Source organism: Cellulomonas sp. Root485, assembly GCF_001426705.1.
Taxonomy (GTDB): Bacteria; Actinomycetota; Actinomycetes; order Actinomycetales; family Cellulomonadaceae; genus Cellulomonas.
In genome coordinates, this window is record NZ_LMFC01000001.1 from 1,587,454 (window position 1) to 1,611,732 (window position 24,279).

The following is a 24,279-nucleotide window of genomic DNA, read 5'->3' on the forward strand; positions in this document are numbered from 1 at the left end:
GCCGGGTCTAGCGTCCGCCGGAGCAGGGCAAGTCGAAGCACACCGTCCAACGCAGGAGGCGTGGTGGCTGGCGAACCTGTAGACGTGCGCGTGATCCGACCTGAGGACCTCCTCGTCCTGGACATCACGTTGACCAACCTCGCGGTCGGAGACGACGGCGCGCTGCATGTGGTCGATCGGGCGGCACCCGGCCGGGTGGTCTTCAGGCTCCCGCCGCAGCACATCGCCGAGGCGGCGTTCCTGGAGGACGAGACCAGGAACTCTCCCGTCGAACCGCTTCCCGTGCGATCCGCGGCGGCGGCGCCGAGCCGGCTGGCGTTCGACGTGCCGGAGGACGGGCCGGGGGTCCCGTTCACCGTCGCCGGCCTGCTGGACTGGGCCGCGCTGCGCCCAGCGCTCGCGCCGAATGCGCTCCCACCCGGCACCCCCACCACCACGGGCGGGGTTCGCCCCGCCGAACCGGCCCCTGACGTCACCGCTCTCGAGCTGGCGTACCGCCTGATCGTGTCGCCGGTCGGCGAGCACGGCTGGCAGCATCGCTCCGACCCGCACACGGCCGACGGCGTCACCGAGCTGTGGCACACCCGGCTGGTCGGCACCGATCCGCTCTCCGTGCGCGCCATCTCCCGCCGCGAGACGAACCCGTTCGTCACCTCGCTCAACCAAGACGACATCACAGAGCTGGTCATGCTGACCGGCGACTTCGGCAACGCGGTCAAGTCCGCGGCCGACCTCGGGATCCCCCGCATCCTCTGGCTGCTGTGGACCCGACGGCTCAGCCCGTGGGGCCGGGCGATCGTCCCGCCCCCCGCCACGCTCACCGCCCGGCACGTCCTGCTGACCGCCCTCGGCGCGCACCACCACGTGCTGGGCAAGTTCGACTTCCCGGGCGACGACCAGCAGCCCGCCGACCTGGTTCGCCTGGGCGTCGACGTCCCCAGCGTGCAGGCCTACGAGCACATCACGGGCCTCGGTCGGGACCAGTACGTCAAGGTCGTCAGGCGCGGCTTCCTCGACACCGGGCACCGTGCCTCGATCGTCAAGATCACCGAGCGCAAGTTCGAGCCCGTGTCGCTGGACCCCGAGCCCGGTCCACCCCCGGTCGCGGTGTTCGGGACCCGGACCGTCCTGCGGCAGTACTTCCGCATCATCGTCACCCAGCCGGTCCTGGACTACCGCCTGCTGGCAGCCGGCTACCCCAAGGGCCGCCGGGAGATGCCGCTCCGCACGATCGAGCTGCGCACGCTCGAGACGCCCAAGATCGACCTGCCGATCTCGTTCACGGCGGAGGTCACCCAGGAGGCGATCGACCGCGCCGTCAGCAACCCGATCTGGGTCAGGGCTTCCGGCCAGCTGGTCCCGTTCGACTTCGACAGCATCGACGGCGAGGGCCGCCGGGTCAGCCTGCGCAAGCCGATGCTGTTCATCCCGTACTCGTACGTCGGCAACACCGACGGCGTCATCACCACGTTCAACGGGGCATCGGCGACCAGGCGCACGGCCGCGGCCGGCGCGCAGAGGCTCGCCCTGACCGAAGCGCTCCCGGCGAAGCCGGACGCCACGACAGCCCCCACCGAGTACCTCACCTTCGACCTGGTCAAGATCACGGGCAGGTCCGGGTTGCCGCGCGACTACCTCCCGGGGTGGCTCCCGCAGGCGCTCACCGCCGGTGTCCGCCTCCAGTCGGTCGAGCAGCTCACCGGGACGCCCCGGGCCGTGGAGGTCAGGCTGTCGACCACCTACCTGGACCACGGGTTCGACCCGGCGGCGAACCCGGCCAGCCTGTTCGCGACCTACCCCGAGGTGGGGTTCGGCGTCGGCGCCGCGAGCGGTGGCGGGGTCGCCTCCCCGGCGGTGAAGCTCGACGCGCTGTCGGCGACCCAGGGCGCGATGCCGAGCAAGATGGCCGGGGGTGTCGACGCTGCGACGCTGAAATCGCTGCTGGCGGGCATGAAGCTGTTCGGCACGGTCGACCTGTCCGACCTGCTCGCGCCCATGCCGCCGCCGGTCCCAGGCGGGCCGGCCGACGGTTCGGACGCGGACCTGGACGCCGCCCTGGCCGACCCGACGGCCCTCATCCGCACCCCGGTGATCCGCACCCGTCCGGTCCCCGGCCCCGGCGGGGTGCCCATCGCCAATGTCACCCGGCTCGTCTGGAAGCCCGCGTTGCTGGCGACACCACCGGTCAAGCCGGTCTTCGCGCTGGGCAGCGCGCAGTTCCTGCTCGACGTCCGCACGGTGACCCGGCTGGACGGGTCCTCCCCCGAGACGACCATCGCCGGTGAGCTGCGCGGCTTCTCCCTGACGCTCGCCGGTGTCGTCCGGGTGTCGATGGGCACGATGAAGTTCGTCTCGCTGCCCGGCCGCAAGCCGGATGTGACCGCCGAGGGTGTCGAGCTGGAGTTCGTCGGCGCACTGGCCTTCGTCGACACGATCCGGCGGCTGCTCCCGGCCGACGGGTTCAGCGACCCGCCGGCGATCGCGGTGACGCCCGAAGGGATCCAGGCCGGGTTCAGCCTGGGGATCCCCACCGTCGGCGTCGGCGTCTTCTCGCTGCAGAACCTCTCCTTGTCGGCGGCACTCTCGCTGCCGTTCGTCGGCAAGCCCGCCGGGCTGCGGTTCGCCCTGTCCTCACGCGAGCACCCGTTCCTGGTGACGGTGACCCTGTTCGGTGGCGGTGGGTTCTTCGCCCTCGGCGTCAGCGCCGCCGGGGTCGAGGAGATCGAGGCCAGCATCGAGTTCGGCGGCAACATCTCGCTCAACCTGGGGGTGGCCAGCGGCGGCGTGTACGTCATGGCCGGCGTCTACTTCAAGATGTCCACCAGCAAGGGCACCGAGCTCACCGGCTACTTCCGGTGCGGCGGCTACCTGTCGGTCCTGGGCCTGATCAGCGTCTCGCTGGAGTTCTACCTGGCCTTCACCTACCGCGGCAAGGGTGACGGCCGCAACGAGATCTGGGGCCAGGCCAGCCTCACCGTCTCGGTCAAGGTGCTGTGCTTCAGCGCCAGCGTGAAGCTGTCGGTCGAGAAGCGGTTCGCCGGACCGGCCGGTGACCCGACCCTCGAGCAGGTCCTCTCGGCCGACGACTGGCAGACGTACTGCCTGGCCTACGCGCAGGAGGCGGCGGCGTGACGACCGAGCAGAAGCTGCAGTGGGTCGCCGTCCCCGGCGGCCTCCTCGCCGACGGGCGGCTCAAAGTCACGGTCGTGATGTCCCCGCGGTTGCGCACCGACGAGGGCATCACCTTGGCGGTCTACCCCGACCTGCTCGACTGGCCCGGCACCGTGGCGGCCGCGACCTGGACCGTCGACGCCGGCGCCGCCGCCCTGTCCGCCGAGGTCGTCAGCCCGGCGCCGGACTCGGACCTGTGGGTGGCTCTGTTCCCGCCCGAGACCCCCGTGAACCCGTGGGAGTTCCCCGACCTGGCAGACCGGCCGATGGTGACGTTCGACGTGATGAAGGTGCATGCCCAGCTCAAGCACCTCTACGCCCAGGCTGCCGCCTTGTCGCCCGACGCGCTGCCGTCGCTGCGATCCCGACGCGACGTCGATCCCCGGGTGCGGGGTCTGGACGAGCTCCTGTCCGAGGTGATCCAGCCCGGCCAGACCCACTACGGCGAGCTGGAACGCCGGCTCGGCGTCTCGGGCACTGCCGATCGCCTGCTGTCGGCCGCCCGCGATGAGTCCGCGGCGCGCAAGGCGACCGGCGCCCGCGGGGGCCCCACGATCCACCCGTTGCCGCCGGACTTCGCATTCGAGGTCGAGCGAGCCGCGTTGTTCCACTCGTCGCCCGAGGAGGAGCCGCGGGAGATGCCCGCCGACGGGGAGCACTACCGGGCCGCGGTCGACTTCCACCAGATGGTCGGCAGCCTCGGGGACTACCCCGACCTGCTGCGTCGCCTCGGGCTCGTCGTGGACCTCGCGGTCCAGGCCGACGCACTGCCCGCCCCGACGGGGTTCGTGACGGCAAACCCGGTGTTCACCGTGCCCGCCGACGCGGTGGTCCGCGAGAGCGTCGCCCATCACACCGCCTACAGCACCGTCGCCGGCCGGTTCGTCGCCGCACGACAGACCCCGGACGCGACCGTCCCGGAGGGCCTGGTGCCGCTGTCGGCGGCGAGCTTCGTCGTCAACCAGGTGGACATCGACGGCGGCGCCCTCAAGACCATCGCCACCGCCACGACGGCCACCACCCCCCCGCCCGCGGCCGGAGGTGCCGCCCTGAACCAGCCCGACGACGCCGGCCTCGCCACCCTGCGCACGGCGGGCCTCTCTCTGGTGCAGACCGGCCGGGCCGACGCGCTGCAGGCGGAGTTCAGCCGCAGCGGCACGGTCAACAGCGCCATCGTGGGCGGCCCGACCAGGCTGTTCGCGGAGGACCTGGTCCGGGGCTACCGGTTGGACGTGCGCGACGACCTCACCGGGGTCTGGCGCTCGTTGCACGAGCGCGTCCTCATCGCCACCGCCCAGCGGTACGCCGCCGGGATTGCTCCCCTGTCGGGCGAAGGGCAGGTGCAGGTCAGCCTCGCTGAGCGGCTGACGCCGCCGGGCCAGGCCGCGGACCCGAACGGTGAGCTCTACGTCCACGAAGCACTCGTCTCCTGGGACGGGTGGAGCCTGTCCGCGCCGCGCGCCGGCCTGCCGCTCTCCCGGCACCCCGACGCGCCGGACCCCGCCCGGCCCGAGACGCTGCCCGCGGCCGTGCCGAACGACCCGCAGACGGCGATGGGGCTCAGCTTCTCCTCCACGGTCGTCCCGGGGTCCCTGCCCCGGCTGCGGTTCGGCCGCTCCTACCGGCTCCGTCTGCGCGAGGTCGACCTGGTCGGCGGGGCACTGACCCTCGGGGAGGCGGACGCGCTCGCGGTCGGGGACGTCGCAGCGGAGCCGTACCTGCGGTTCGAGCCCGTGGCGGCCCCCGCCGCGGTGCCGTACGCCGCGTTCGGGGAGGGTGCCTCGCTGCACCGGCTGGTGATTCGAAGCGACGTCGGGCTGGAGCCGGACGGCTACGCCGCGCGCTTCAACGCCGAGCTCCCGGAGCACCCGGGGTACGCGCCGGTCGACGTGCGGCACCTCGCGCCGCCGAAGGCGAGCTTCGACCTGGCCGAGAAGCACGGGCTGTTCGACCTTGCCATGGGGTCGGACGGCACGCCGCCGAGCGCGGAGCAGGTGGCGACGATCGCCGGCGCGTACGAGGTGGCGCGGCGGGAGAAGGGCAGCTTCGACGATCCCGACGCCCCCGGTGCGCTGGTGGTGGACATCCCGACAGCGGACGGTGCTCCCGGCGGCCGGTACGTCCTGCACACGGTCGACCAGCTCGAGCTGCCCTACCTGCCCGACCCGCTCGCCACCGGGGTGATCTTCTGGGGGCTGCCGGGGGTGCCGCTGGGTGAGGCGTACGAGCTGCCGTTCGACGCGGACGACGGCACCTGGTGGAAGGCTCGGCCGCTGCGGCTGGAGCTCGCCGGCGGTAACGGTCCACCGCTGTGGGACGCAGCAGCGCGGGTGCTGACCGTGCGACTGCCGCAGGCCGCGACCGCCCAGGTACGGATGGTCTCCCGGCTGTCCTCGCTCGACCTGATGGGGATGCTCCGCTGGTGCGAGCAGGAGCTGTCCGGCGACGAGCTGGACCGGGTCATCGGAGCGATGAAGGACAACCGCTGCTGGCTGACGACCCCCTGGCACGACATCGAGCTGGTGCATGCGGTGCAGCACCCCCTGGAGGTGCCGGCGTGGGAACACCTCGAGGCCTCTCGCTCGACGGGCCAGACGTACGCGGACGTCGCGGGCATCGCTTACATCGACGGCCGCTCGACCGGGAAGGTGGGCCTCGACGCGACCTGGACCGAGCCCCTCGACGACCCTCGCGAGCCAGGCCCGCGCGAGCTCTCCGCACGCACGACCGTCTTCAGCCTGCCGATGGACGCGTCGGCGCTCGTCCCGGAGGGCAGACCTGCGGCCTACCGGCTGCGCGACGGCAAGGAGCTGACCTTCGACTCGCTGATGGCGCGCGAGCTGGACCGCCCGCTGCCGACGCCGCACCACTTCGGCGACACCAAGTACCGACGGGTCAGCTACGCCCTGACGGCGACCACGCCGTTCCGTGAGGACTTCCCGGTCACGTGGATCGACCAGCCCGACCGGCTGTCGGTGACCAGCGACGTGCTCACCCTGGACGTACCCAGCTCCGCGCCGCCCTCGCTCCCCGACCTGCAGTACGTCGTGCCGACGATGGGCTGGAGCGCCGCCGAGGAGGACGGCGGCTACGTCAGCCGGCGTCGAGGCGGCGGGCTGCGCATCTGGATGGGGCGCGGCTGGTGGTCGTCCGGTGCCGGCGAGCTGCTCGGCGTCGTCGTCGGCAGCAACGTCATCTCGCCCAAGGGCAGCGACTACCCGTTCGTGTCCCTCATGGGGCAGGACCTCATCCGGACCAGCGCAAAGCTGCGGAACCTGCGGGCCGAGAGCTTCGGCGGCGACCCGACCGTGGCGACGGGCCTGCCGTTGGTGGGGACGCCCGTCTCGTTCGTGACGGTGGTCGGTCACGTCCCCCAGTACGACGAGACGACCGAGCGGTGGTTCGCGGACATCGACCTCGACACCGGAGATGCCTACGCGCCGTTCGTGCGACTGTCACTGGTCCGATATCAGCCGAACTCGCTGGCCCGGTGCGCCCTCTCACCGATCGTGCTGGCCGACATCGTGCAACCGCTACCGGACCGCACCGCGACGGTGACGGCCGGCGCGGACGACCCCGCGGTGCGGACCATCACCGTCGCCGGACCGAGCTACACCGCGGTGCGCGGGCGAGGCCCGGTCGTGGGCACCGACGACAGCGTGCTGCCCGCGGTCATGGTGTCGGTGCAGCGTGCCGACCCGGCGGTGGCCGACGACGTGCTGCGCTGGCGGACCCTGCCGGAGACCGCGGTGACCCTGACCCGCAATGTCATCGGGACTGCCGCGACCTGGACGGGGCAGGTCACCGTCCCTGCCGACGGTGGCGAGCAGCGGCTCCTGATCGTCGAGGAGGAGCGGCTGTACGCCGACGGCGAGCCGGAGGTGATCACCTCCCGGGTGGTCTACGCGGTCGCGGTGCCCGTATGAAGCACCCGACGCTCGGTCTCGGGCGGGACGATGGCAGTGCGCGCCGGAGGAAAACGAGGGAAGACGGATGCCTCAACTCACCGTGATGCTCATCGACGGTTTCTTGCACGACGAGGTCGTCGTGACGGTCGACGGCGTCGAGGTCGCGCGACGTGAAGCGGTGTCGACGCAACTCCTGACAGGCATTGCCGAGAGCATCCGGGTCGATTCCCCCGAGGGAACGATCTCCGTGGGCATATCGGTGCCGTCGAACCAGTCCCAACCCGAAGCGGTCATCGAAGTGCCGAGCGACGCCACCATCCTCGCGGACCTGCGCGACGGCGAGCTGGACCTGCGAGAGGGAACGGGCCGGGAGGGCGCGATGTAACAAGGCGATGCAACTGCAGCCGATGTATCCAGGGCATCCGCTCTCGCTCTTCCAGGCACCGGACATCACGCTTCTCAGGTCTCCGACGTGCTCCTCTGCGCCGCTCCGCCGTGCTGCCCGATCCGTCACAGCGCACGCGAACGAGAGGACATGACGATGTGCGACGACCCGACCGATCTCGTTGCTGATGACTACGACTCGGAGACGACCCCGGGTCCAGACGGACCGCCGCCGGCGCCCTGGGCCGGGCCGGGACCGGTCCCGCCGGACGAGCTGTGGTGGAGATGCTGGCCGCGTCCCGAGCTCAGCGGCCGGTATCACGGTCGCCAGGGTGTCGTCGCCCTGTTCGGGCGGACCGTCGATCTCCGCGTCGACATCGACCAGCGGTACAGCTCCGAGTCACCCGTCATGAACCGCGTGAGCGGCGACTTCTACTCGACGCGCCCTGTGAAGGACGGCCAGTTCTGGCGCATCGTGCGCACATACGAGAACTCGTGGATCGTCGACAGCCCTGTCGTCCGCTGGGGTCGCTGTGCAGTGACGATCACGGGACGGCTGCGGTTCTGGCAGGGCGTGCACCCGGTGACGAGGGTCACGATCCGGATTCCGTGGACCAACGGAGGACGCCGGCCCGGCGTGGCGACCTTCAGGGTGGGCCGCGCCGAGACGGCGTACACCATCACCTACGAAGCGGACACGTTCCGCGATGTGCGACTCGAGCTCGACTACTGCTCGTCAGTGGACGTCGAGCCGAGGGTGCCGATCTACGGCAGCCGCTGGCACGACAACCGCCCGACGGACACGCCCGACCGTGTTCTCACGATCGAGACGGCATACCGCGAAGCCGGCATCGGCGTGACGATCGACCCCACTCACACCGTGATCGACGACTCCGCGGCCGGATTTGCGAGCTGGTCACCGGGGGAGCTGCACGACGCGATGGAGACGGCGTTCAGCCGCTTCAGCGGCACCTGGCCCTCGTGGAACATGTGGGGACTGCAGGCGGGCAGCTTCGACAACTCCGGTGTCGGCGGGATCATGTTCGACGCGGCCGCCGGATACGGCGGAGCCGGCGACGCGCCCGAGCGACAGGGCTTCGCAGTGTTCCGCGACCACAGCTGGTTCAACGACCTGATCACCGGGACCTCCACGACGCAGGACCAGGCACGTGCGATGCGACAGTTCCTCTACACGTGGGTGCACGAAGCCGGACACGCCTTCAACCTGCTGCACTCGTGGAACAAGTCTCGTCCGTCGTCGCTGTCATGGATGAACTACGACTGGAAGTACGACCAGCTCAATGGCGCCGACGCGTTCTGGGGTGACTTCCGATTCCGTTTCGACGACGAAGAGCTGATCCACATGCGTCACGGTGACCGCGCGTCGGTCATCATGGGCGGGGATCCCTGGGCATCCGGCGGACACCTCGAGAGCCCGGCCGACTCGACGATCCAGAGCGAGCCCGGTGGGCCGGTCGAGCTCCTCGTGCGTTCGAAGAGCTTCTTCGACTTCCTCGAGCCGGTCGAGCTGGAGTTCCGGCTGCGTAACCGGACGAGCACGACGCTGACGGTCGACGGACGACTGGATCCGAAGTACGGCACGACGACGGTCTTCGTTCAGCGGCCCGACGGCAGCCGCATCGTCTTCGACTCGCTCTTCTGCCTCGCCGGGATCCCGGAGCTCCTCGACCTCGCACCCTCGGTCGACTCTGGCGGTGCAGCCGGACCAGATCGGCTGAGCGTTCTCGTGCCGCTCACCTACGGCGCCGGCGGATTCACCTTTGCGGTTCCCGGACAGTACCTCGTCCGTGCCATCTACCACGGTGCCGGGATGCTGCAGACGTCGAACACGCTGCGGCTCACGGTCGGGTTCCCCACCGACAAGGCAACGGACCGGTTCGCCGACGACTTCCTCACCCGCGAGGTCGGACTGACGCTCGCGCTCGGCGGGTCGAAGTCGCCGTACCTCGCTGCTGGGTTCGACGCGCTGCAGGAGGCGAGCGAACGATTCGCCGACGAAGCGCTCGGCATGAAGGCATCCGTCGCCGTCGCCCAGAGCATCGGCGACGACTTCTACCGGCAGGACGAGCGCACCCTCGTGAAGCATCACAGCGCGGATCCCGAGGCGGCGCTCGACGTCACCGCTGCGACCGTGCAGGCGTATCACGAGTCGGGTGGTCGGGCCGAGAACCTGCCGTACGGAGAACTCGTCGGGCTGCGATCGTCGCTGTTCGCGGAGGTTGGTGAGACGGATACCGCGGCGAACGAAGCCGAGACACTCGCCGACGACCTCGCGGCCCGCGGCGTACGCGAGAACGTCGTGGACGAGGTGCGCTCGGCGGCCGCCGAACTGCGGAAGAGCTGACCGCGCGTGACGCGGTGGACGCTGCGGCGTCCTCGCTGGGACTCGGATGACTCATCGCTGACTGGATGACTCATCGCACTGCCTGAGACGCACATCAGGGGCCGTTCCGAACCTCCGGAGACGACCCCTGATCTGCGGTTTCATCGGTCGGGCTGACAGGATTTGAACCTGCGACCCCTTGACCCCCAGTCAAGTGCGCTACCAAGCTGCGCCACAGCCCGATGGCTCCCGCAGAAGCCTCGGAAACTCTACCCCACGGGCGACGTGGTCCTGTCATCGGCGATCACGTCGAGCTCGGCGGCGACGACGCCGAGGATCACCAGGTCGACCAGGAGGCCGATCGTGGCGTCCCAGGGTGAGAGCCGGAACAGGAAGATCTGCGTGACCAGGAGTGCGACGAGGACGGCCCGTCGGAACCAGCGGTAGCCGGCCTCGCGGTCGCGGCGGACCCGGACGAGGCCGACGACGGCGAACGCGGTCGACGCGAGCCCGCTGAGCAGGATGCCGGCGACGAGCCAGACGGGCTGGTCGTCGGACGCGGTCCAGCCGTAGATGCCGCGGGCGAGCGTCACGACGGATGTGGCGACCAGGACGGCGACGGTGACCCACGGGACCCAGCGGGCGCGCACGAGCCAGCGGGACGCGGCGACGACCCATCGGGAGGTCGCGCCGATCGGGTCGGGGACCTCGTCGGCGTCGTGCTCCACGGTGTCCAGCAGGGCGCGGACCTCGTCGGCACCGGGGACGTCGCCGGCACGGGAGAGGTACCAGCGCGCGCGGGTGCGCTCGCGTTCGCTGAAGCCGCCGGCGAGACCGGCGACAGCCTGGTCGGCGGCTGCGGCGAGGTACTCGGCGGGGTCGCGCGGGTGGCGGCGCTGCAGGACGTCGGCGAAGAGCCCGAGCCCGATGACCACGAGGTAGATCAGGGCGGCCGTCGGCTCCCAGAAGTAGTCGTAGTCGGAGGTGACGAACTTGCCGACCTCGTCGATGAACAGCCCGAAGCCCACCCCGGCGACCAGCACGGCGACGCGTCGCACCACGGGTCCGATGTAGGACATGAGCCCGATGAACGCGAGGGCCATGAGCAGTCCGCCCCACAGGACGTGGGAGATGTGCACTCCCCCGCCGCCGAGCTGCGGGAAGCCGGTGAGGCCCAGGAGCAGGCGCGTGACGATGACCGTCGCGAGCGTGGTCACCAGGAACCCGGTGATGTGGCTGCTCGACGCGGGGTCACGCGGCAGGCCGAGCCTCAGCAGAGGCCGTCTGCGCTGCACGGGCCCCTCGGACGTCACCGCTTGCGCTTCTCCCGCACCCGGACCGAGATCGAGATGGGCGTGCCCTCGAATCCGAACGTCTCGCGCAGACGACGCTCGATGTAGCGGCGGTAGCCGGGGTCGAGGAAGCCGGTCGCGAAGATGACGAAGCGCGGCGGGCGGGTGGAGGCCTGCGTGGCGAAGAGGATGCGGGGCTGCTTGCCGCCGCGCAGCGGGTGGGGGTGGGCCGCGACGAGCTCGCCGAGGAACGCGTTGAGGCGTCCCGTCGAGATGCGGGTGTCCCACGACTCCAGCGCCCGCTCGAGCGCGGGCACCATGCGGTCGGTGTGCCAGCCGGTCTTCGCGGAGATGTTCACGCGGGGCGCCCACTGGACCTGCACGAGGTCCTGCTCGATCTCGCGCTCGAGGAACGGGCGGCGGTCCTCGTCCATGAGGTCCCACTTGTTGTAGGCGATGACCAGGGCGCGGCCGGCCTCGATGACCTGCGTGATCACGCGGGTGTCCTGCTCGGTCAGCTTCACGGAGGCGTCGACGAGGACGACAGCGACCTCGGCCTTCTCGATCGCGGCCTGCGTGCGCAGCGAGGCGTAGAAGTCGGCGCCGGACGTCTGGTGCACGCGGCGCCGGATGCCGGCGGTGTCGACGAACACCCAGGGCTTGCCCTTGAGCGCGACGAGCTCGTCGACCGGGTCGCGCGTGGTGCCGGCGACGGAGTCGACGACGACGCGCTCGGCGCCGAGCACCTTGTTCAGCAGCGAGGACTTGCCGACGTTCGGACGGCCGACGAGGGCGACACGACGGGGTCCGTCGGGGATCGGCGTCCCGTGCGCCGAGACCTCGGGCAGCGCGTCGATCGCGGCGTCGAGCAGGTCGCCGGTGCCGCGGCCGTGCAGGGCCGAGACGGGGAACGGCTCGCCGAGCCCGAGCGACCACAGGTTGGCCGCGTCGGCCTCGCCGGCCGGACCGTCGACCTTGTTGGCGCACAGCACGACGGGCTTGCCGGCCTTGCGCAGCAGGCGGACCACCTGGGTGTCGGTCTCGGTGACGCCGACGGTGGCGTCGACGACGAAGATCACGGCGTCGGCCAGCGAGATCGCGACCTCGGCCTGCTGGGCCACGCGCGCCTCGATGCCGGCGACGTCGACCTCCCAGCCGCCGGTGTCGACGAGCGTGAACCGCTTGCCCGACCAGTCGGCGGGGTAGCTCACGCGGTCGCGCGTGACGCCAGGCTTGTCCTCGACGACCGCCTCGCGGCGACCGAGGATCCGGTTGACGAGAGTGGACTTGCCGACGTTCGGACGGCCGACGACGGCGAGCACGGGGAAGACGACGACCGGCTCCTCACCGATCTCCCCGACGTCGCCCGCGTGCAGGAGGGCAAGGTCCTCGTCCTCGAGCTCGTAGTCGGTGAGCCCTGCGCGCAGCGCCCGCTCACGGTCGGCGTCGCCGGCCTCGTCGGGCAGCGCAAAGGTCGGATCGGGCTCAGTCATGCACCCATTGTCCCCTGTGCACCGACCCCAGGACGACTACCGGCGCGAGAGTCCCGTCACGGACGCCAGATGACGGCGCCGAGGTCGCGCGCCCGCTCGGCGAACGTGCCGTCCGGGGACGCCGACCGCAGGAGCCGGCGCAGGTCGTCGTCGAACTCCGGGAGCCGGGGTCCGAACAGGTGCGGCGCCGAGCTGGACAGCGAGAACACCGCGGACACGACCTGCTCCGTCGAGCGCTCCACCACGTCGCCACGCACGACGTCGAGCCGCTCCGGCCCGCGGTAGCCGGCGTCGCGCATGACGTCCTCCTCGCCCCCACGCGTCCCGGACGGCAGGGATCCCCGACCCGCGCGGCGGACCGGCCCGAGGTAGCCCGCGACGAGCCGGTCGATCGCGTCCCACGGCGGTCGGGGGCGCGGGAGCGCGTCGTCACCCTCAGCTCCGCGGTGCGTCATCGCGAAGACGTGCACCCACGCGCCACCCGGCTCGATCATCGGGCGCACCGTGCGCGCGACCCGCTCCTGATCCATCCAGTGGAAGGACTGCGCGAACGTGACCAGCCGGAACGTGCCGAGGTCCGCAGGCAGCTCCTCGGCGCGCAGCTGCCGCCACTCGATCCGTGGGGCGCCCGAGCGACGAACCTCCGCGATCATGCCGGCGTCGGCGTCGACCCCCACGGCGGACCTCACCATGGGCGCGAGCAGCACGGTGAGCGAGCCCGGCCCGCAGCCGACGTCGAGCAGCCGACCACTGCCGTCCAGGCCCAGCGCATCACGCAGGGCGTCGGCGAGCGCCGCCGGGTAGGCCATCCGGCCCACCGCGAAGTGCGGGGCGCTGCCCTCGTAGAGGCTCGGATCCCACACCCAGTCCATCAGAGCGCGCGTTCCCTGTTCGGGTCGTCGGTCGGCAGCACCAGGCCGGTCCGGGCACTGGCACGGTCGACCAGCTCGGCGAGGGCCACCCGGATCGACTCGTTCGCCCCTTCCAGGGCCGCCCGACCGGACATGCCCGCCCGGCGCTCGAGGACCAGCGGCTCGCCGAACTCGATCGCGAGCCGGCGCCGAAGACCCGGGACGTGCCCGACGGACTCCCCCGTCCGCCGCGTGCCGAGCACCGCGACCGGGACCACCGGTGCGTGGCCGTTGAGGGCGAGCCACGCGATGCCGGCGCGTGCGCTCGCCGCATCCCCCTTGCCGCGGTTCCCCTCGGGAAACACCCCGACGACCCCGTCTCGCTTGAGCACGACGAGCGCGCTGTTCAGGGCGGACCGCCCGCCGTCGTGCTCGACGGGGATCTGCCCGGCCGCGCGCAGCACCGTGCCGATCGGACCCCAGAACATCTCCGACTTGACCAGCATGTGCGACGGCCGCGGCGACACACCGAGCAGGATCGGCCCGTCGATGATCCCCGTGTGGTTCGCCGCGAACAGGACGGGCCCGTCGGCGGGAACCAGGTGGCCGGCGGTGACCTCCGTGTTCCAGACGACGCGCGCGAGGAACCGGCCGATCCAGCGCGCCCAGAGCGGACCGCGCTGCGACGGGCCGGTCGGCGTGCTCACCGGCGCGGGCCGACGACCGACTCGACGACGTCGAGCACTGCCTGCACGGTCTGGTCGAGGTCCAGGTGCGACGAGTCGACCGTCACCACCCCCTCGGCGGCGACGTGGAACTGCACGACGGTGGAGTCGTCGGCGTCGCGACGCAGCACCTGGTCACGAGTCGCCTCGACGGCCGCGGCGTCGGCGGTGCCGTGCACGTCACGCGCACGCCGGGTGAGCCGGGCCTCCTCGCTCGCGGTCAGGAGCACGCGGACGTCCGCGTCGGGCGCGACGACCGTCGTGATGTCACGTCCCTCGGCGACGATGCCTCGACCCCGAACGCGCGCCGACTCGATCTCCGCCCGCTGCAGCCTCCCCAGCTCGGCGCGCACCTCGAGATTGGTCGCCACCGCACTGACCGCCGCCGAGATCTCCGTGGTCCGGATCGCCTCGCCGACGTCGATGCCGTCGACGTGCACCGTCGGGTTCAGCGGGTCGACACCCATGACCAGCGGCAGCGTCCGCACGTGTCCGGCGACCGCATCGACGTCGGTCAGCGGCACCCCTTGGCGCAGGCACCACCAGGTCGCGGCCCGGTACATCGCGCCCGTGTCGAGGAACGCGAGGCCGAGCGCGTGAGCCACACCCTTGGACACGCTGGACTTGCCGGACCCCGAAGGACCGTCGATCGCGACGACAATCGCCCTGCTCAACTCACCAGTCTCCATCCGCGGGCCGTGAGCTCCGCCTCGAGGTGCTCCACCCGGCCGGGTAGCACCGAGATCTCCGCCATGCCGACCGGCCGACCGGCGGCGTGCTCGAGGTGCAGGTCCTCGAGGTTGACCCCCGCCTCCCCCACCTCGGTGAGGAGCCGCGCGAGCTCGCCCGGCGCGTCGGGCACCAGCACCGTGACGACGCCGTAGACCCGCTGCGCGCCGCCGTGCTTGCCGGGGATGCGCGAGACGCCGGCGTTCCCGTCGGCGATCGCCTGCGCCAGCGTGGCGAGCGCGCCCAGCTCGACGGTCTCGGGTCCGTCGGCGGCGGCCGCCTGCCCGAGCGCGTCGATCACGGTGTCGAGGTCGGAGCGCAGGTCCCGCAGGACGTCGCGCACCGCGGCTGCGTTCGCGGCGAGGATCGAGGTCCACAGCGCGGGGTCGGACGCCGCCAGCCGGGTCACGTCGCGCAGACCCTGTCCGGCGAGCCCGAGCGCCGCGTCGTCGGCTCCGCGCAACCGGGCGGCCACGAGGCTCGCGGCCACCTGCGGCACGTGCGAGACGGCGGCGACGGCGGCGTCATGCGCGTCGGCGTCCATGGCCACGGGAACGGCGCCCAGGTCGACGGCGAGCGACCGGACAGCCAGTACCGCGTCCGGGTGCGACGAGCCCGAGTCGGCGATCACCCACGGGCGGCCGAGGAACAGGTCCGGCACCGCGGCGGACGGCCCCGACCGCTCGCGACCCGCCATGGGGTGCGAGCCGACGTAGCGCGTGAGGTCCGCACCGGCCGCTCTGAGCTCTGCCAGCACGTACCCCTTGACGCTCGCCACGTCGGTCACCACCGCGTCCGGGTACGCCTCCAGCTCGGCGCGGACCACGTCGGCGGTCACGTCGGGCGGGGCGGCGACGACGATCAGCGTCGGCGCGGCGTCGTCGGGACGCGCGGGCCGGCCCGCGCCGACGTCGCGCGCCAGCGCCAGCGCGGTGCGGGACGGGTCGTGCAGGACCACGTCGACACCGTGGGTCGACAGGGCGAGACCCACCGACGTGCCGAGCAGGCCGGTGCCGACGATGCGCACCGGCCCTCGCGTCGCCAGCGTCACATGCCCACCCGTGACATCAGCGAGCCGACCTCGGTCTTCGACAGCACGCGCGTGCGACCCGGCTTGAGGTCACCCAGGCGGATCGGGCCGATCTGCGTGCGAACCAGCTGTGTGACCGGGTGGCCGACCTCGTCGAAGATCCGCCGCACGATGCGGTTGCGACCCTCGTGCAGCTCGATCTCGACCAGGCTCGCCTGGGGCGTGGTCTGCACGATCTGGAACTTGTCGATCTTGGCCAGCCCGTCCTCGAGCTCCACGCCCTTGATCAACCGGGTGCCCAGCGAGGGCGTCACGCGGCCCTCGAGCTGCACCAGGTAGACCTTGGTGACGCCGTGCGACGGGTGCGAGAGCCGGTTGGCCAGGTCGCCGTCGTTGGTCAGCAGGATCAGACCCTCGGTCTCGGCGTCCAGCCGACCGACGTGGAACAGCCGCTCCTCGCGGTCGGACACGAACTGCCCGATCGACGGTCGGCCCTCGGGGTCGTGCATGGTCGAGACGACGCCCTTGGGCTTGTTCAGCGCGATGGTGACGATCGACGAGTCCAGCTGCACGCGCATGCCGTCGACATGGATGACCGCCGTCAGCGGGTCGACCCGGACACCGAGCTCGAGCACCTTGTTGCCGTCGACCGTGACGCGGCCCGCGGAGATCAGGTCCTCGCACGCCCGGCGCGAACCGAGCCCGGCAGCCGCGAGCACCTTCTGGAGGCGCACGCCGTCGGGGTCGTGGACGTCGATCGTCACCTCGGGGGTGCGGCTGGGCTTCGACGGCCGGCTCGACGCACCGTCGCTGCGCGGACGCCCAGTACCGCCGCTGCGCGGGTAGCCGCTCCCGGTCTTCGGACGGGGGGCGCCGCTGCGCGAGCCGGCACCCGGTCCGCCGCGCGAGGCTCCGCCGGTCGCGCCACGCGAGCCGCCACCGCTGCTGGGGCCGCCACGGTAGCCACCGCTGTCGCGGGAGTCGCCACCGCCCGTCGAACCGCCGCGGTACCCGCCGCCGTCACGCGAGCCGCCACCGCTGCCGGAACCGCCGCGGTACCCGCCGCCGTCACGCGAGCCGCCACCGCTGGTCGAACCGCCGCGGTAGCCCCCGGTGTCGCGAGAACCTCCGCCGCTGCCGCCGCGTGAGTCGCCGCCGGTGCCGCTCCCCCGGTAGCCGCCACCACCGCTGCTGCGGTAGCCGTCGCCGCCGCCCGTGCTCCCCCGGTAGCCCTCGCCTCCGCCGGCTCCGCGGTAGCCGCCGCCACCACCTCCGCGGGACTCACCGGAGCTGCCACCGCGGTACCCGCCGGCGCTGCCGCCACGGCTCGCACCGGACCCGCTGCTTCCCCGAGGTGCGCCGCCCCTGCCGCCGGACTGACCGCCGGACTGCCCGGCGCCCCCTGACCGTCGTTCCTGCGGGCTCATCTGTTGTCTCCGATCGCCTGGTCGACGCCGTCGAAGGCGTCGATGTCCGGCAGGTAGGGCGCGAGCGGGGGCATCTCGTCCAGGCTGGACAGCCCCATCCGCTCCAAGAAGTATCCCGTGGTCTGGTAGAGCACCGCACCGCTGGACGGATCCGTCCCCACCTCGGCCACGAGCCCGCGGGTGGTGAGCGTGCGCACGACACCGTCGACGTTCACGCCACGGACCGCGGAGACCTGGCCGCGCGTCACGGGCTGCCGGTAGGCGATGACGGCGAGCGTCTCGAGCGCCGCCTGCGTGAGCCGGGCGGTCTGCCCCTCGAGCACGAAGCGGCCGACGACGTCCGCGTAGACGGGGGCCGAGTAGATCCGCCAGCCGTCCCCCACCCGCCGCACCTCGAAGCCGCGCGGCCGGCCGCCGTTCTCCCCGCGGTACTCGGCGGCGAGCTCGTCGAGCAGAGCCTCGACCCGTGCCGTCGGCAGCGCCAGGACGGTCGCCAGCCGGACGGCCGCGATGGGCTCGTCGGCCACCATGAGCACCGCCTCGAGCGCCGCCAGGGCGCCTCCGGGCAGGTCGTCGACGTCGAAGGCGAGCTCGTCCGCCGTCGCCGTCTCCTCGACCGTCGCGTCGTCAGCGGTCTGCTCGGTCATGCGTCCTCCTCGGCTGCCCCGTCACGGGCCAGCTCAGCGTCGAGTGTGGTGTCCAGCGTGTCGAAGTCGTCGGACACCTCGATCTCGCCCTCCTCGGATCCCGTCCAGCGCACGGTCAGCTCGCCCAGCGGCGTGACCTGGTCGAACGCGACCGCGCCCTCCCGGAAGAGCTCCAGCAGCGCGAGGAACCGGGCCACGACGACGACCGTCGCGCCGGCGTCGGCCGTGAGCGCGCGGAACGACATCGCGCCCCCGTGGCGCAGGCGGTCCACCAGCACGGCCGCCTGCTCCCGGACGCTGACGGCCGGGGCGTGCAGGTGACTGATGTCGACCCCGGGCGGCACCGCCTTGGGCTGCTCGGCCTTCGCCGCCAGCGCCGCCAGCTGTTCGGGGCCGATCTGCCAGACCAGCTCCGGCAGGAGGGCTGCCAGATGCGGTTCCAGCGTGACCAGGCGCGGGAAGCGTCGGCCCTCCGTCGCGAACCGCTCCGCGAGGTCGGCGGCGACCAGCTTGTAGGCGCGGTACTGCAGCAGGCGCGCGAAGAGCAGGTCACGGGCTTCGAGCAGCTCCAGGTCCTCCGCGTCCTCGACGTCCGCCGACGGCAGCAGCCGGGCGGCCTTGAGGTCGAGCAGGGTGGCGGCGATGACCAGGAACTCGCTGGCCTGGCCCAGGTCCCACTGCTTCTCGGCGCCCCGGATGTGCGCGATGAACTCGTCGGTGACCTGCGCGAGCGCGACCTCGGTGATGTCGAGCTTGTGCTTGGCGATCAGACCGAGGAGCAGGTCGAACGGTCCGCTGAAGTTGGTGAGGTGGACCTCGAACGCCTGGGTGCCCACGGGCGCGGCCGACATCGGCCCACCGGTGGCGGGCTGCTCGGGCGGGACCGCGCGCTCGTCAGGCGGCGTCGCCACGGGCGACGAGCTCACGTGCCAGCTGACGGTAGGCCGCCGCACCCGAGTGCGTCGGCGCGTAGGTGGTGATCGGCTCCGCGGCGACGGTGGCGTCGGGGAACTTGACGGTGCGGCTGATGACCGTGTGCAGCAGGGTGTCGCCGAACGCCTCGCTGACGCGCGCGACGACCTCACGGGCGTGCAGGGTCCGCGGGTCGTACATGGTGGCCAGGATGCCGTCGACCTCGAGACGCGGGTTCAGCCGGTCGCGCACCTTCTCGATGGTCTCCACCAGCAGCGCGACCCCGCGCAGCGCGAAGAACTCGCACTCCAACGGGATGAGCACGCCGTGCGCGGCGGTCAGCGCGTTGACCGTGAGCAGACCCAGCGACGGCTGGCAGTCGATCATCACGACGTCGTAGTCGTCGAGGACCGGACGCAGCGTGCGGGCCAGCACCGACTCCCGGGCCACCTCACCGACCAGCTGCACCTCGGCCGCGGACAGGTCGATGTTGGCGGGCAGCAGGTCCAGACCGGGGGTCGCGGTGTGCTGGATGAGCGAGTGGATGTCCGCGTCCCGCTCCATGAGCAGGTTGTAGACCGTGCGGTCCAGCTCGTGCGGGCTGATGCCCAGACCCACCGACGCAGCGCCCTGCGGGTCGAAGTCGACGATGAGCACCTTGCGGCCGTACTCCGCCAGCGCGGCGGCCAGGTTGATGGTGGTCGTCGTCTTGCCGACGCCGCCCTTCTGGTTGCACAGCGCGATCACCCGCGCCGGGCCGTGCGACGCCAGGGGTGGGGGCTCGGGGAACGCGGGCATGGGCCGCCCGACGGCATCGAGCTGCGGGTCGGTCGTCTGCTGGCTCACCACGCGGGACAACCTACCGGAGCAGGGCGCCGCATGGCCCCGCGACAGTCCGGTGCGCCGCTGATGCTCACCGTGCTCGCGGGTGGGAGGCCGCGACGACCTCGCGGAGGGTGTCCGGGGTCACGGTCGTGTACATCTGCGTCGTGGTCACCGAGGCGTGCCCGAGCAGCTCCTGGACCACCCGGACGTCGGCGCCCCCGGCGAGCAGGTGCGTGGCGAACGAGTGCCGCAGGGTGTGCGGTGAGATGTGCTCGGCCTCCGCCAGCCCGGCACGTCCCGCAGCCACCCGCAGCACTGCCCACGCGCTCTGCCGGCTGAGCCGCGCGCCACGCGTGTTGAGGAACACCCCCGGCGACCCGTGCTCGCTCCCCACGGCCAGCGCGGGCCGCGCCCGGGCCAGGTACGCCTCCACGGCCTCGAGCGCGAACGCGCCCAGCGGCACCATGCGCTCCTTGCTGCCCTTGCCGACCAGCCGGACGGTCGCCCGCCCAGGGGTGCGGTCCACGTCGTCGACGTCGAGACCCACCGCCTCCGAGATGCGGGCGCCCGTGCCGTAGACGAGCTCGAGGAGCGCCCGGTCGCGCAGCGGGACGGGACCGTCTCCCTCGCCGGCGGCGTCCAGCAGCCGTTCGACGTCCGCCACGGAGATCGCCTTCGGCAGCCGCTTGGGCTGGGCCGGGGGCCTGACGGCACGGGCGGGGTCGAGACCTGTCGCACCGTCGAGGAGGAGGAACTTGTGCCACCCGCGCACCGCCACGACGGTTCGCGCCGCGGACGAGGCGGACAGCGCGGTGCGCCCGTCGGAGCCGGAGCGCACGGCGGCCACGAAGTCCTCGACGTCCTCCTCGGCGACGTCGGCGGGCGTCGAGCAGCCGCGCGACTCGAGGTAGGCGGTGTACCGGGTCAGGTCGCGGCGGTACGCCAGCAGCGTGTTCGCGGACAGTCCGCGGTCGACCGTCAGGTGCGCGAGGTACAGCTCGAGCGCCGACTGGAGCACGGCCCGGTTCACGCGTCTGCCGCTCAGAACGGCAGGAACACGTCCACCGCGATCGCGACGGACAGCAGCGTGAGGTACGTGATCGATGCGTGGAACACGCTCATCGCGCGCAGCTTGCCGGCCTCCGGGTGCTCCGCGCGGCGCAGCAGCCCGATGCACGCCCAGAGGAACCAGAGGCCCAGGGCCAGGGCGACGACGCCGTACACCCAGGTCATGCCCTGCACGGGGACCAGCAGCAGCGAGCAGGCGATCATCGCGACCGTGTACGCGATCATCTCGCGGGCGACCTTGGTGTCCTTGGCCACGACCGGCAGCATCGGGACGCCGGCGGCGGCGTAGTCGCGGCGGAACTTCATCGACAGCGGCCAGTAGTGCGGCGGCGTCCAGAAGAAGATGACCCCGAACAGCAGCACCGCGGTCCAGGAGAGGCCCCCGGTGACCGCGGACCAGCCGATGAGCACGGGCATGCACCCGGCCGCGCCACCCCAGACGATGTTCTGCGGGGTGCGCCGCTTGAGGATCATCGTGTAGCCCACGACGTAGATGAGGATCGCTGCCGCCGTCAGCCAGGCCGACGCCGGGTTCACCACGAGGGCGAGCCACGCCAGCGACAGCACGCCGAGTGCGAGACCGAAGATCAGGGCCGCCCGCGGGCTGACCTCGCCGGTGACGATCGGTCGCCGCTTGGTGCGGTTCATGATCTTGTCGATGTCGCGGTCGAGGTAGCAGTTCAGGACGTTGGCAGAGCCGGCTGCGGCCGCACCGCCGACGAGCGTCGCGACGACCAGCCCGAAGCTGGGGAAGCCGCCCTGCGCCAGGATCATCGTCGGGAGCGTGGTGACCAGCAGCAGCTCGATCACGCGCGGCTTCGTCAGCGCGATGTACGGGCCGACCGTCCGACGCAGCCGGGACAGCGGACCACTCGGCGCGACGGCCAGCGTCGTGTCAGGAGCACCCGGGGTCGACGCGGAGGACGCTCCGGCGTCGTCGACTGACAGGGGGCTGCTGAGGCGCACGCGCTGCGATTCCGTTCGTGTTCCGGCGGGGGTGGTTCGCGCAGCCATGCTACGGCCTGTGCCTGCGCCAGGGCGCGACGCGGACGTCGGATCGCCGGGCCGCGCGTGTGAGATCGGTCGCTCCGCCGCGTGATGGTCACGCCCGGCATCCCGACCCAGGTGCGCTATAAGGTCGGTTCGCACGGTCCGACGACCGCCGTGACGGCGTGACGTCCCACTTGCCCGGCATCCGACGCGGATGTCGTTTCATCTCGAAATCACGTCGAAGATCTCGTCCGACACGACACCCGGACCCCTGCCCGGGTGGAAATGAGGTTCGGTGAACGCGAAGGCTCCCCTGGCTGAGACGGTCGGCTGGACAGACCTCGACCTGCGGGCGGTGGACACGGTCCGTGTCCTGGCCGCCGACGCGGTCGAGAAGGTGGGCAACGGCCACCCGGGGACGGCGATCAGCCTCGCCCCCGCGGCCTACCTGCTCTACCAGAACGTGCTCCGGCACGACCCGGCGGACCCGCACTGGCTGGGCCGCGACCGGTTCGTCCTGTCCGCGGGCCACTCCAGCCTGACGCAGTACATCCAGCTCTACCTCGCGGGCTTCGGCCTGGAGATCGAGGACCTGGAGGCTCTGCGGACCTGGGGCTCGAAGACCCCGGGACACCCGGAGTACCGGCACACGACCGGGGTCGAGATCACCACCGGGCCGCTCGGCCAGGGCCTCGCCTCGGCTGTCGGCTTCGCGATGGCGGCGCGACGCGAGCGGGGCCTGTTCGACCCTGAGGCCGCGCCGGGCACCAGCCCGTTCGACCACCACGTCTACGTCATCGCCTCCGACGGCGACCTGCAGGAGGGCGTGACCAGCGAGGCGTCGTCCATCGCGGGCACCCAGGAGCTCGGCAACCTCATCGTGCTGTGGGACGACAACCACATCTCGATCGAGGGCGACACGGAGATCGCGTTCACCGAGGACGTGGTGGCGCGGTACGAGGCGTACGGCTGGCACGTGCAGTTCGTCGACTGGACCGGCGGCCCGGACGGGTACCGCGAGGACGTCGACGCCCTGCACGCCGCGATCGAGGCGGCCAAGGCCGTCACCGACCGCCCGTCGTTCATCGGCCTGCGCACGCTCATCGCGTGGCCGACGCCGAGCAAGACCAATGACCACTCCTCGCACGGCTCGAAGCTCGGTGGCGACGCCATCCGTGGCCTGAAGGAGCTGCTCGGGTTCGACCCCGAGAAGACGTTCGAGGTCGCCCCCGAGGTCCTGGCGCACACGCGTGGGCTCTCGGCGCGCACCGCCGCGGCGAAGGCGGAGTGGCAGAGCGCGTACGACGCGTGGCACGCCGCCAACCCCGAGAACGCCGCACTGCTCGACCGGCTCGTCGCCGGTGAGCTGCCCGACGGCTGGACCGAGTCGCTGCCCGTCTTCCCCGCGGGCAAGGCGGTCGCCACCCGCGCGGCCTCGGGCGAGGTGCTCAGCGCGCTCGCGCCCGTGCTGCCCGAGCTGTGGGGCGGCTCGGCCGACCTCGCAGGCTCGAACAACACCACGATGAAGGGCGAGCCGTCCTTCATCCCCGCCAAGCGCTCGACGCACGAGTTCGCGGGCGACCAGTTCGGCCGCACGCTGCACTTCGGCATCCGCGAGCACGCGATGGGCGCGATCCTGTCGGGCATCCGGCTGCACGGTCTGACCCGGCCCTACGGCGGGACGTTCTTCACGTTCAGCGACTACATGCGCGGCTCGGTCCGCCTCGCGTCGCTGATGGGCGTGCCCGCCATCTACGTGTGGACGCACGACTCCATCGGCCTGGGTGAGGACGGACCCACGCACCAGCCGATCGAGCACCTCGCCGCCGTCCGTGCGATCCCCGGCCTGACGATCGTCCGCCCGGCCGACGCCAACGAGACCGCCGCGGCGTGGGGCGCGATCCTCGAGCACACCGACGGCCCGGTCGGCCTCATCCTCACGCGCCAGAACGTCCCGACGTTCCCGCGCGGCGAGGACGGGTTCGCCACGACCGACGGGGTGGCGCGGGGCGCGTACGTCCTGCTCGAGGCGAGCAGCGGCACGCCCGACGTCATCCTCATCGGCACCGGGTCCGAGGTGCAGGTCGCCGTCGCCGCCCGCGAGACGCTCGAGGCGGCCGGTGTCGCGACGCGCGTCGTCTCGGCGCCGTCGTTGGAGTGGTTCGCGGAGCAGGACGAGGAGTACCGCGAGTCCGTGCTCCCGTCGTCGGTGCGTGCACGCGTCTCCGTCGAGGCGGGCATCGCACTGTCGTGGCACAAGCTCGTCGGCGACGCCGGCCGCTCGGTCTCGATCGAGCACTACGGCGCGTCGGCCGATGCCGAGACGCTCTTCCGCGAGTTCGGCTTCACGCCGGAGGCCGTGGTCGCGGCCGCGCACGAGTCCATCGCGGCGGCCCGCGGCGGCGTGGGTCCGGCTAACACACCCGCCGTGCCCACGGAGAGCGGGACGGGCGACCAGCAGGTCTGAGTCTGGACGGGCGCGT

At 72.0% G+C, this 24,279-nt stretch carries 17 protein-coding genes and 1 tRNA gene; 5 read left to right on the forward strand and 13 right to left on the reverse strand.

The features are described from left to right. The first annotated feature begins 90 nt into the window (after positions 1-90). The 4 genes from ASD16_RS07265 (at position 91) to ASD16_RS07280 (ending at position 9,828) form a co-directional block, all read left to right on the forward strand. Positions 91-3,132 carry a hypothetical protein gene (locus tag ASD16_RS07265; protein WP_157453814.1) on the forward strand — a complete coding sequence of 1,014 codons (3,042 nt, stop codon included), beginning with the start codon at positions 91-93 and terminating at the stop codon, positions 3,130-3,132. Then, a complete protein-coding gene (locus ASD16_RS07270) occupies positions 3,129-7,097 on the forward strand; it encodes a hypothetical protein (protein WP_055914760.1) in 3,969 nt (1,322 codons plus the stop codon). The genes ASD16_RS07265 and ASD16_RS07270 overlap by 4 nt, the downstream gene beginning before the upstream one ends. Positions 7,098-7,164: 67 nt before the next feature. After that, positions 7,165-7,464 carry a hypothetical protein gene (locus ASD16_RS07275; protein WP_055914762.1) on the forward strand — a complete coding sequence of 100 codons (300 nt, stop codon included), beginning with the start codon at positions 7,165-7,167 and terminating at the stop codon, positions 7,462-7,464. A gap of 150 nt (positions 7,465-7,614) precedes the next feature. Next, the gene (locus ASD16_RS07280) at positions 7,615-9,828 is read left to right on the forward strand and encodes a hypothetical protein (protein ID WP_055914765.1); all 2,214 of its coding nucleotides are present in this window, start codon (positions 7,615-7,617) and stop codon (positions 9,826-9,828) included. Positions 9,829-9,975: 147 nt separating this feature from the next. On the opposite strand, the gene ASD16_RS07285 is transcribed toward ASD16_RS07280, so the two are convergent. The 13 genes from ASD16_RS07285 to ASD16_RS07345 form a co-directional block, all read right to left on the reverse strand. Next, positions 9,976-10,049 (reverse strand) — tRNA-Pro (locus tag ASD16_RS07285). Between the two features lie 27 nt (positions 10,050-10,076). Further along, entirely contained in the window at positions 10,077-11,120 is a 1,044-nt protein-coding gene (locus ASD16_RS07290) for a hypothetical protein (RefSeq protein WP_055914769.1), read from the reverse strand. After that, positions 11,117-12,592, reverse strand: a complete 1,476-nt coding sequence (der, locus tag ASD16_RS07295) for a ribosome biogenesis GTPase Der (RefSeq protein WP_055914772.1) — start codon at positions 12,590-12,592, stop codon at positions 11,117-11,119. The genes ASD16_RS07290 and der overlap by 4 nt, the downstream gene beginning before the upstream one ends. Positions 12,593-12,648: 56 nt before the next feature. Then, a complete protein-coding gene (locus ASD16_RS07300; RefSeq protein ID WP_082570636.1) occupies positions 12,649-13,464 on the reverse strand; it encodes a bifunctional 2-polyprenyl-6-hydroxyphenol methylase/3-demethylubiquinol 3-O-methyltransferase UbiG in 816 nt (271 codons plus the stop codon). Beyond that, positions 13,464-14,150, reverse strand: coding sequence for a 1-acyl-sn-glycerol-3-phosphate acyltransferase (locus ASD16_RS07305; RefSeq protein WP_055914776.1), 687 nt, complete (start codon positions 14,148-14,150; stop codon positions 13,464-13,466). Before ASD16_RS07305 ends, ASD16_RS07300 begins: the two co-directional genes overlap by 1 nt. Beyond that, positions 14,147-14,857 carry a (d)CMP kinase gene (cmk, locus tag ASD16_RS07310; RefSeq protein ID WP_055914780.1) on the reverse strand — a complete coding sequence of 237 codons (711 nt, stop codon included), beginning with the start codon at positions 14,855-14,857 and terminating at the stop codon, positions 14,147-14,149. Before cmk ends, ASD16_RS07305 begins: the two co-directional genes overlap by 4 nt. Beyond that, on the reverse strand, positions 14,839-15,948 hold the full coding sequence (locus tag ASD16_RS07315; RefSeq protein ID WP_055914783.1) for a prephenate dehydrogenase: 1,110 nt from the start codon (positions 15,946-15,948) through the stop codon (positions 14,839-14,841). The genes cmk and ASD16_RS07315 overlap by 19 nt, the downstream gene beginning before the upstream one ends. Next, a complete protein-coding gene (locus ASD16_RS22175; protein WP_235523146.1) occupies positions 15,945-17,354 on the reverse strand; it encodes a pseudouridine synthase in 1,410 nt (469 codons plus the stop codon). Before ASD16_RS22175 ends, ASD16_RS07315 begins: the two co-directional genes overlap by 4 nt. Next, positions 17,351-18,001 (reverse strand): SMC-Scp complex subunit ScpB, encoded by a 651-nt coding sequence (gene scpB, locus ASD16_RS07325; protein WP_055914786.1) that lies wholly within the window; start codon positions 17,999-18,001, stop codon positions 17,351-17,353. Before scpB ends, ASD16_RS22175 begins: the two co-directional genes overlap by 4 nt. After that, on the reverse strand, positions 17,998-18,912 hold the full coding sequence (locus tag ASD16_RS07330) for a ScpA family protein (protein WP_055914789.1): 915 nt from the start codon (positions 18,910-18,912) through the stop codon (positions 17,998-18,000). The genes scpB and ASD16_RS07330 overlap by 4 nt, the downstream gene beginning before the upstream one ends. Further along, complete coding sequence (locus ASD16_RS07335) at positions 18,896-19,711, reverse strand: ParA family protein (RefSeq protein ID WP_235523205.1); 816 nt, start codon at positions 19,709-19,711, stop codon at positions 18,896-18,898. The genes ASD16_RS07330 and ASD16_RS07335 overlap by 17 nt, the downstream gene beginning before the upstream one ends. Positions 19,712-19,826: 115 nt before the next feature. Continuing rightward, complete coding sequence (locus ASD16_RS07340; protein ID WP_055914795.1) at positions 19,827-20,768, reverse strand: site-specific tyrosine recombinase XerD; 942 nt, start codon at positions 20,766-20,768, stop codon at positions 19,827-19,829. Positions 20,769-20,779: 11 nt separating this feature from the next. Further along, entirely contained in the window at positions 20,780-21,772 is a 993-nt protein-coding gene (locus tag ASD16_RS07345) for a heme o synthase (protein WP_369817930.1), read from the reverse strand. A 319-nt stretch (positions 21,773-22,091) separates the two neighbouring features. Here ASD16_RS07345 and tkt point away from each other — a divergent pair, with 319 nt between their 5' ends. Beyond that, entirely contained in the window at positions 22,092-24,263 is a 2,172-nt protein-coding gene (gene tkt, locus ASD16_RS07350; protein WP_055914797.1) for a transketolase, read from the forward strand. The last annotated feature ends 16 nt before the right edge of the window (positions 24,264-24,279 follow it).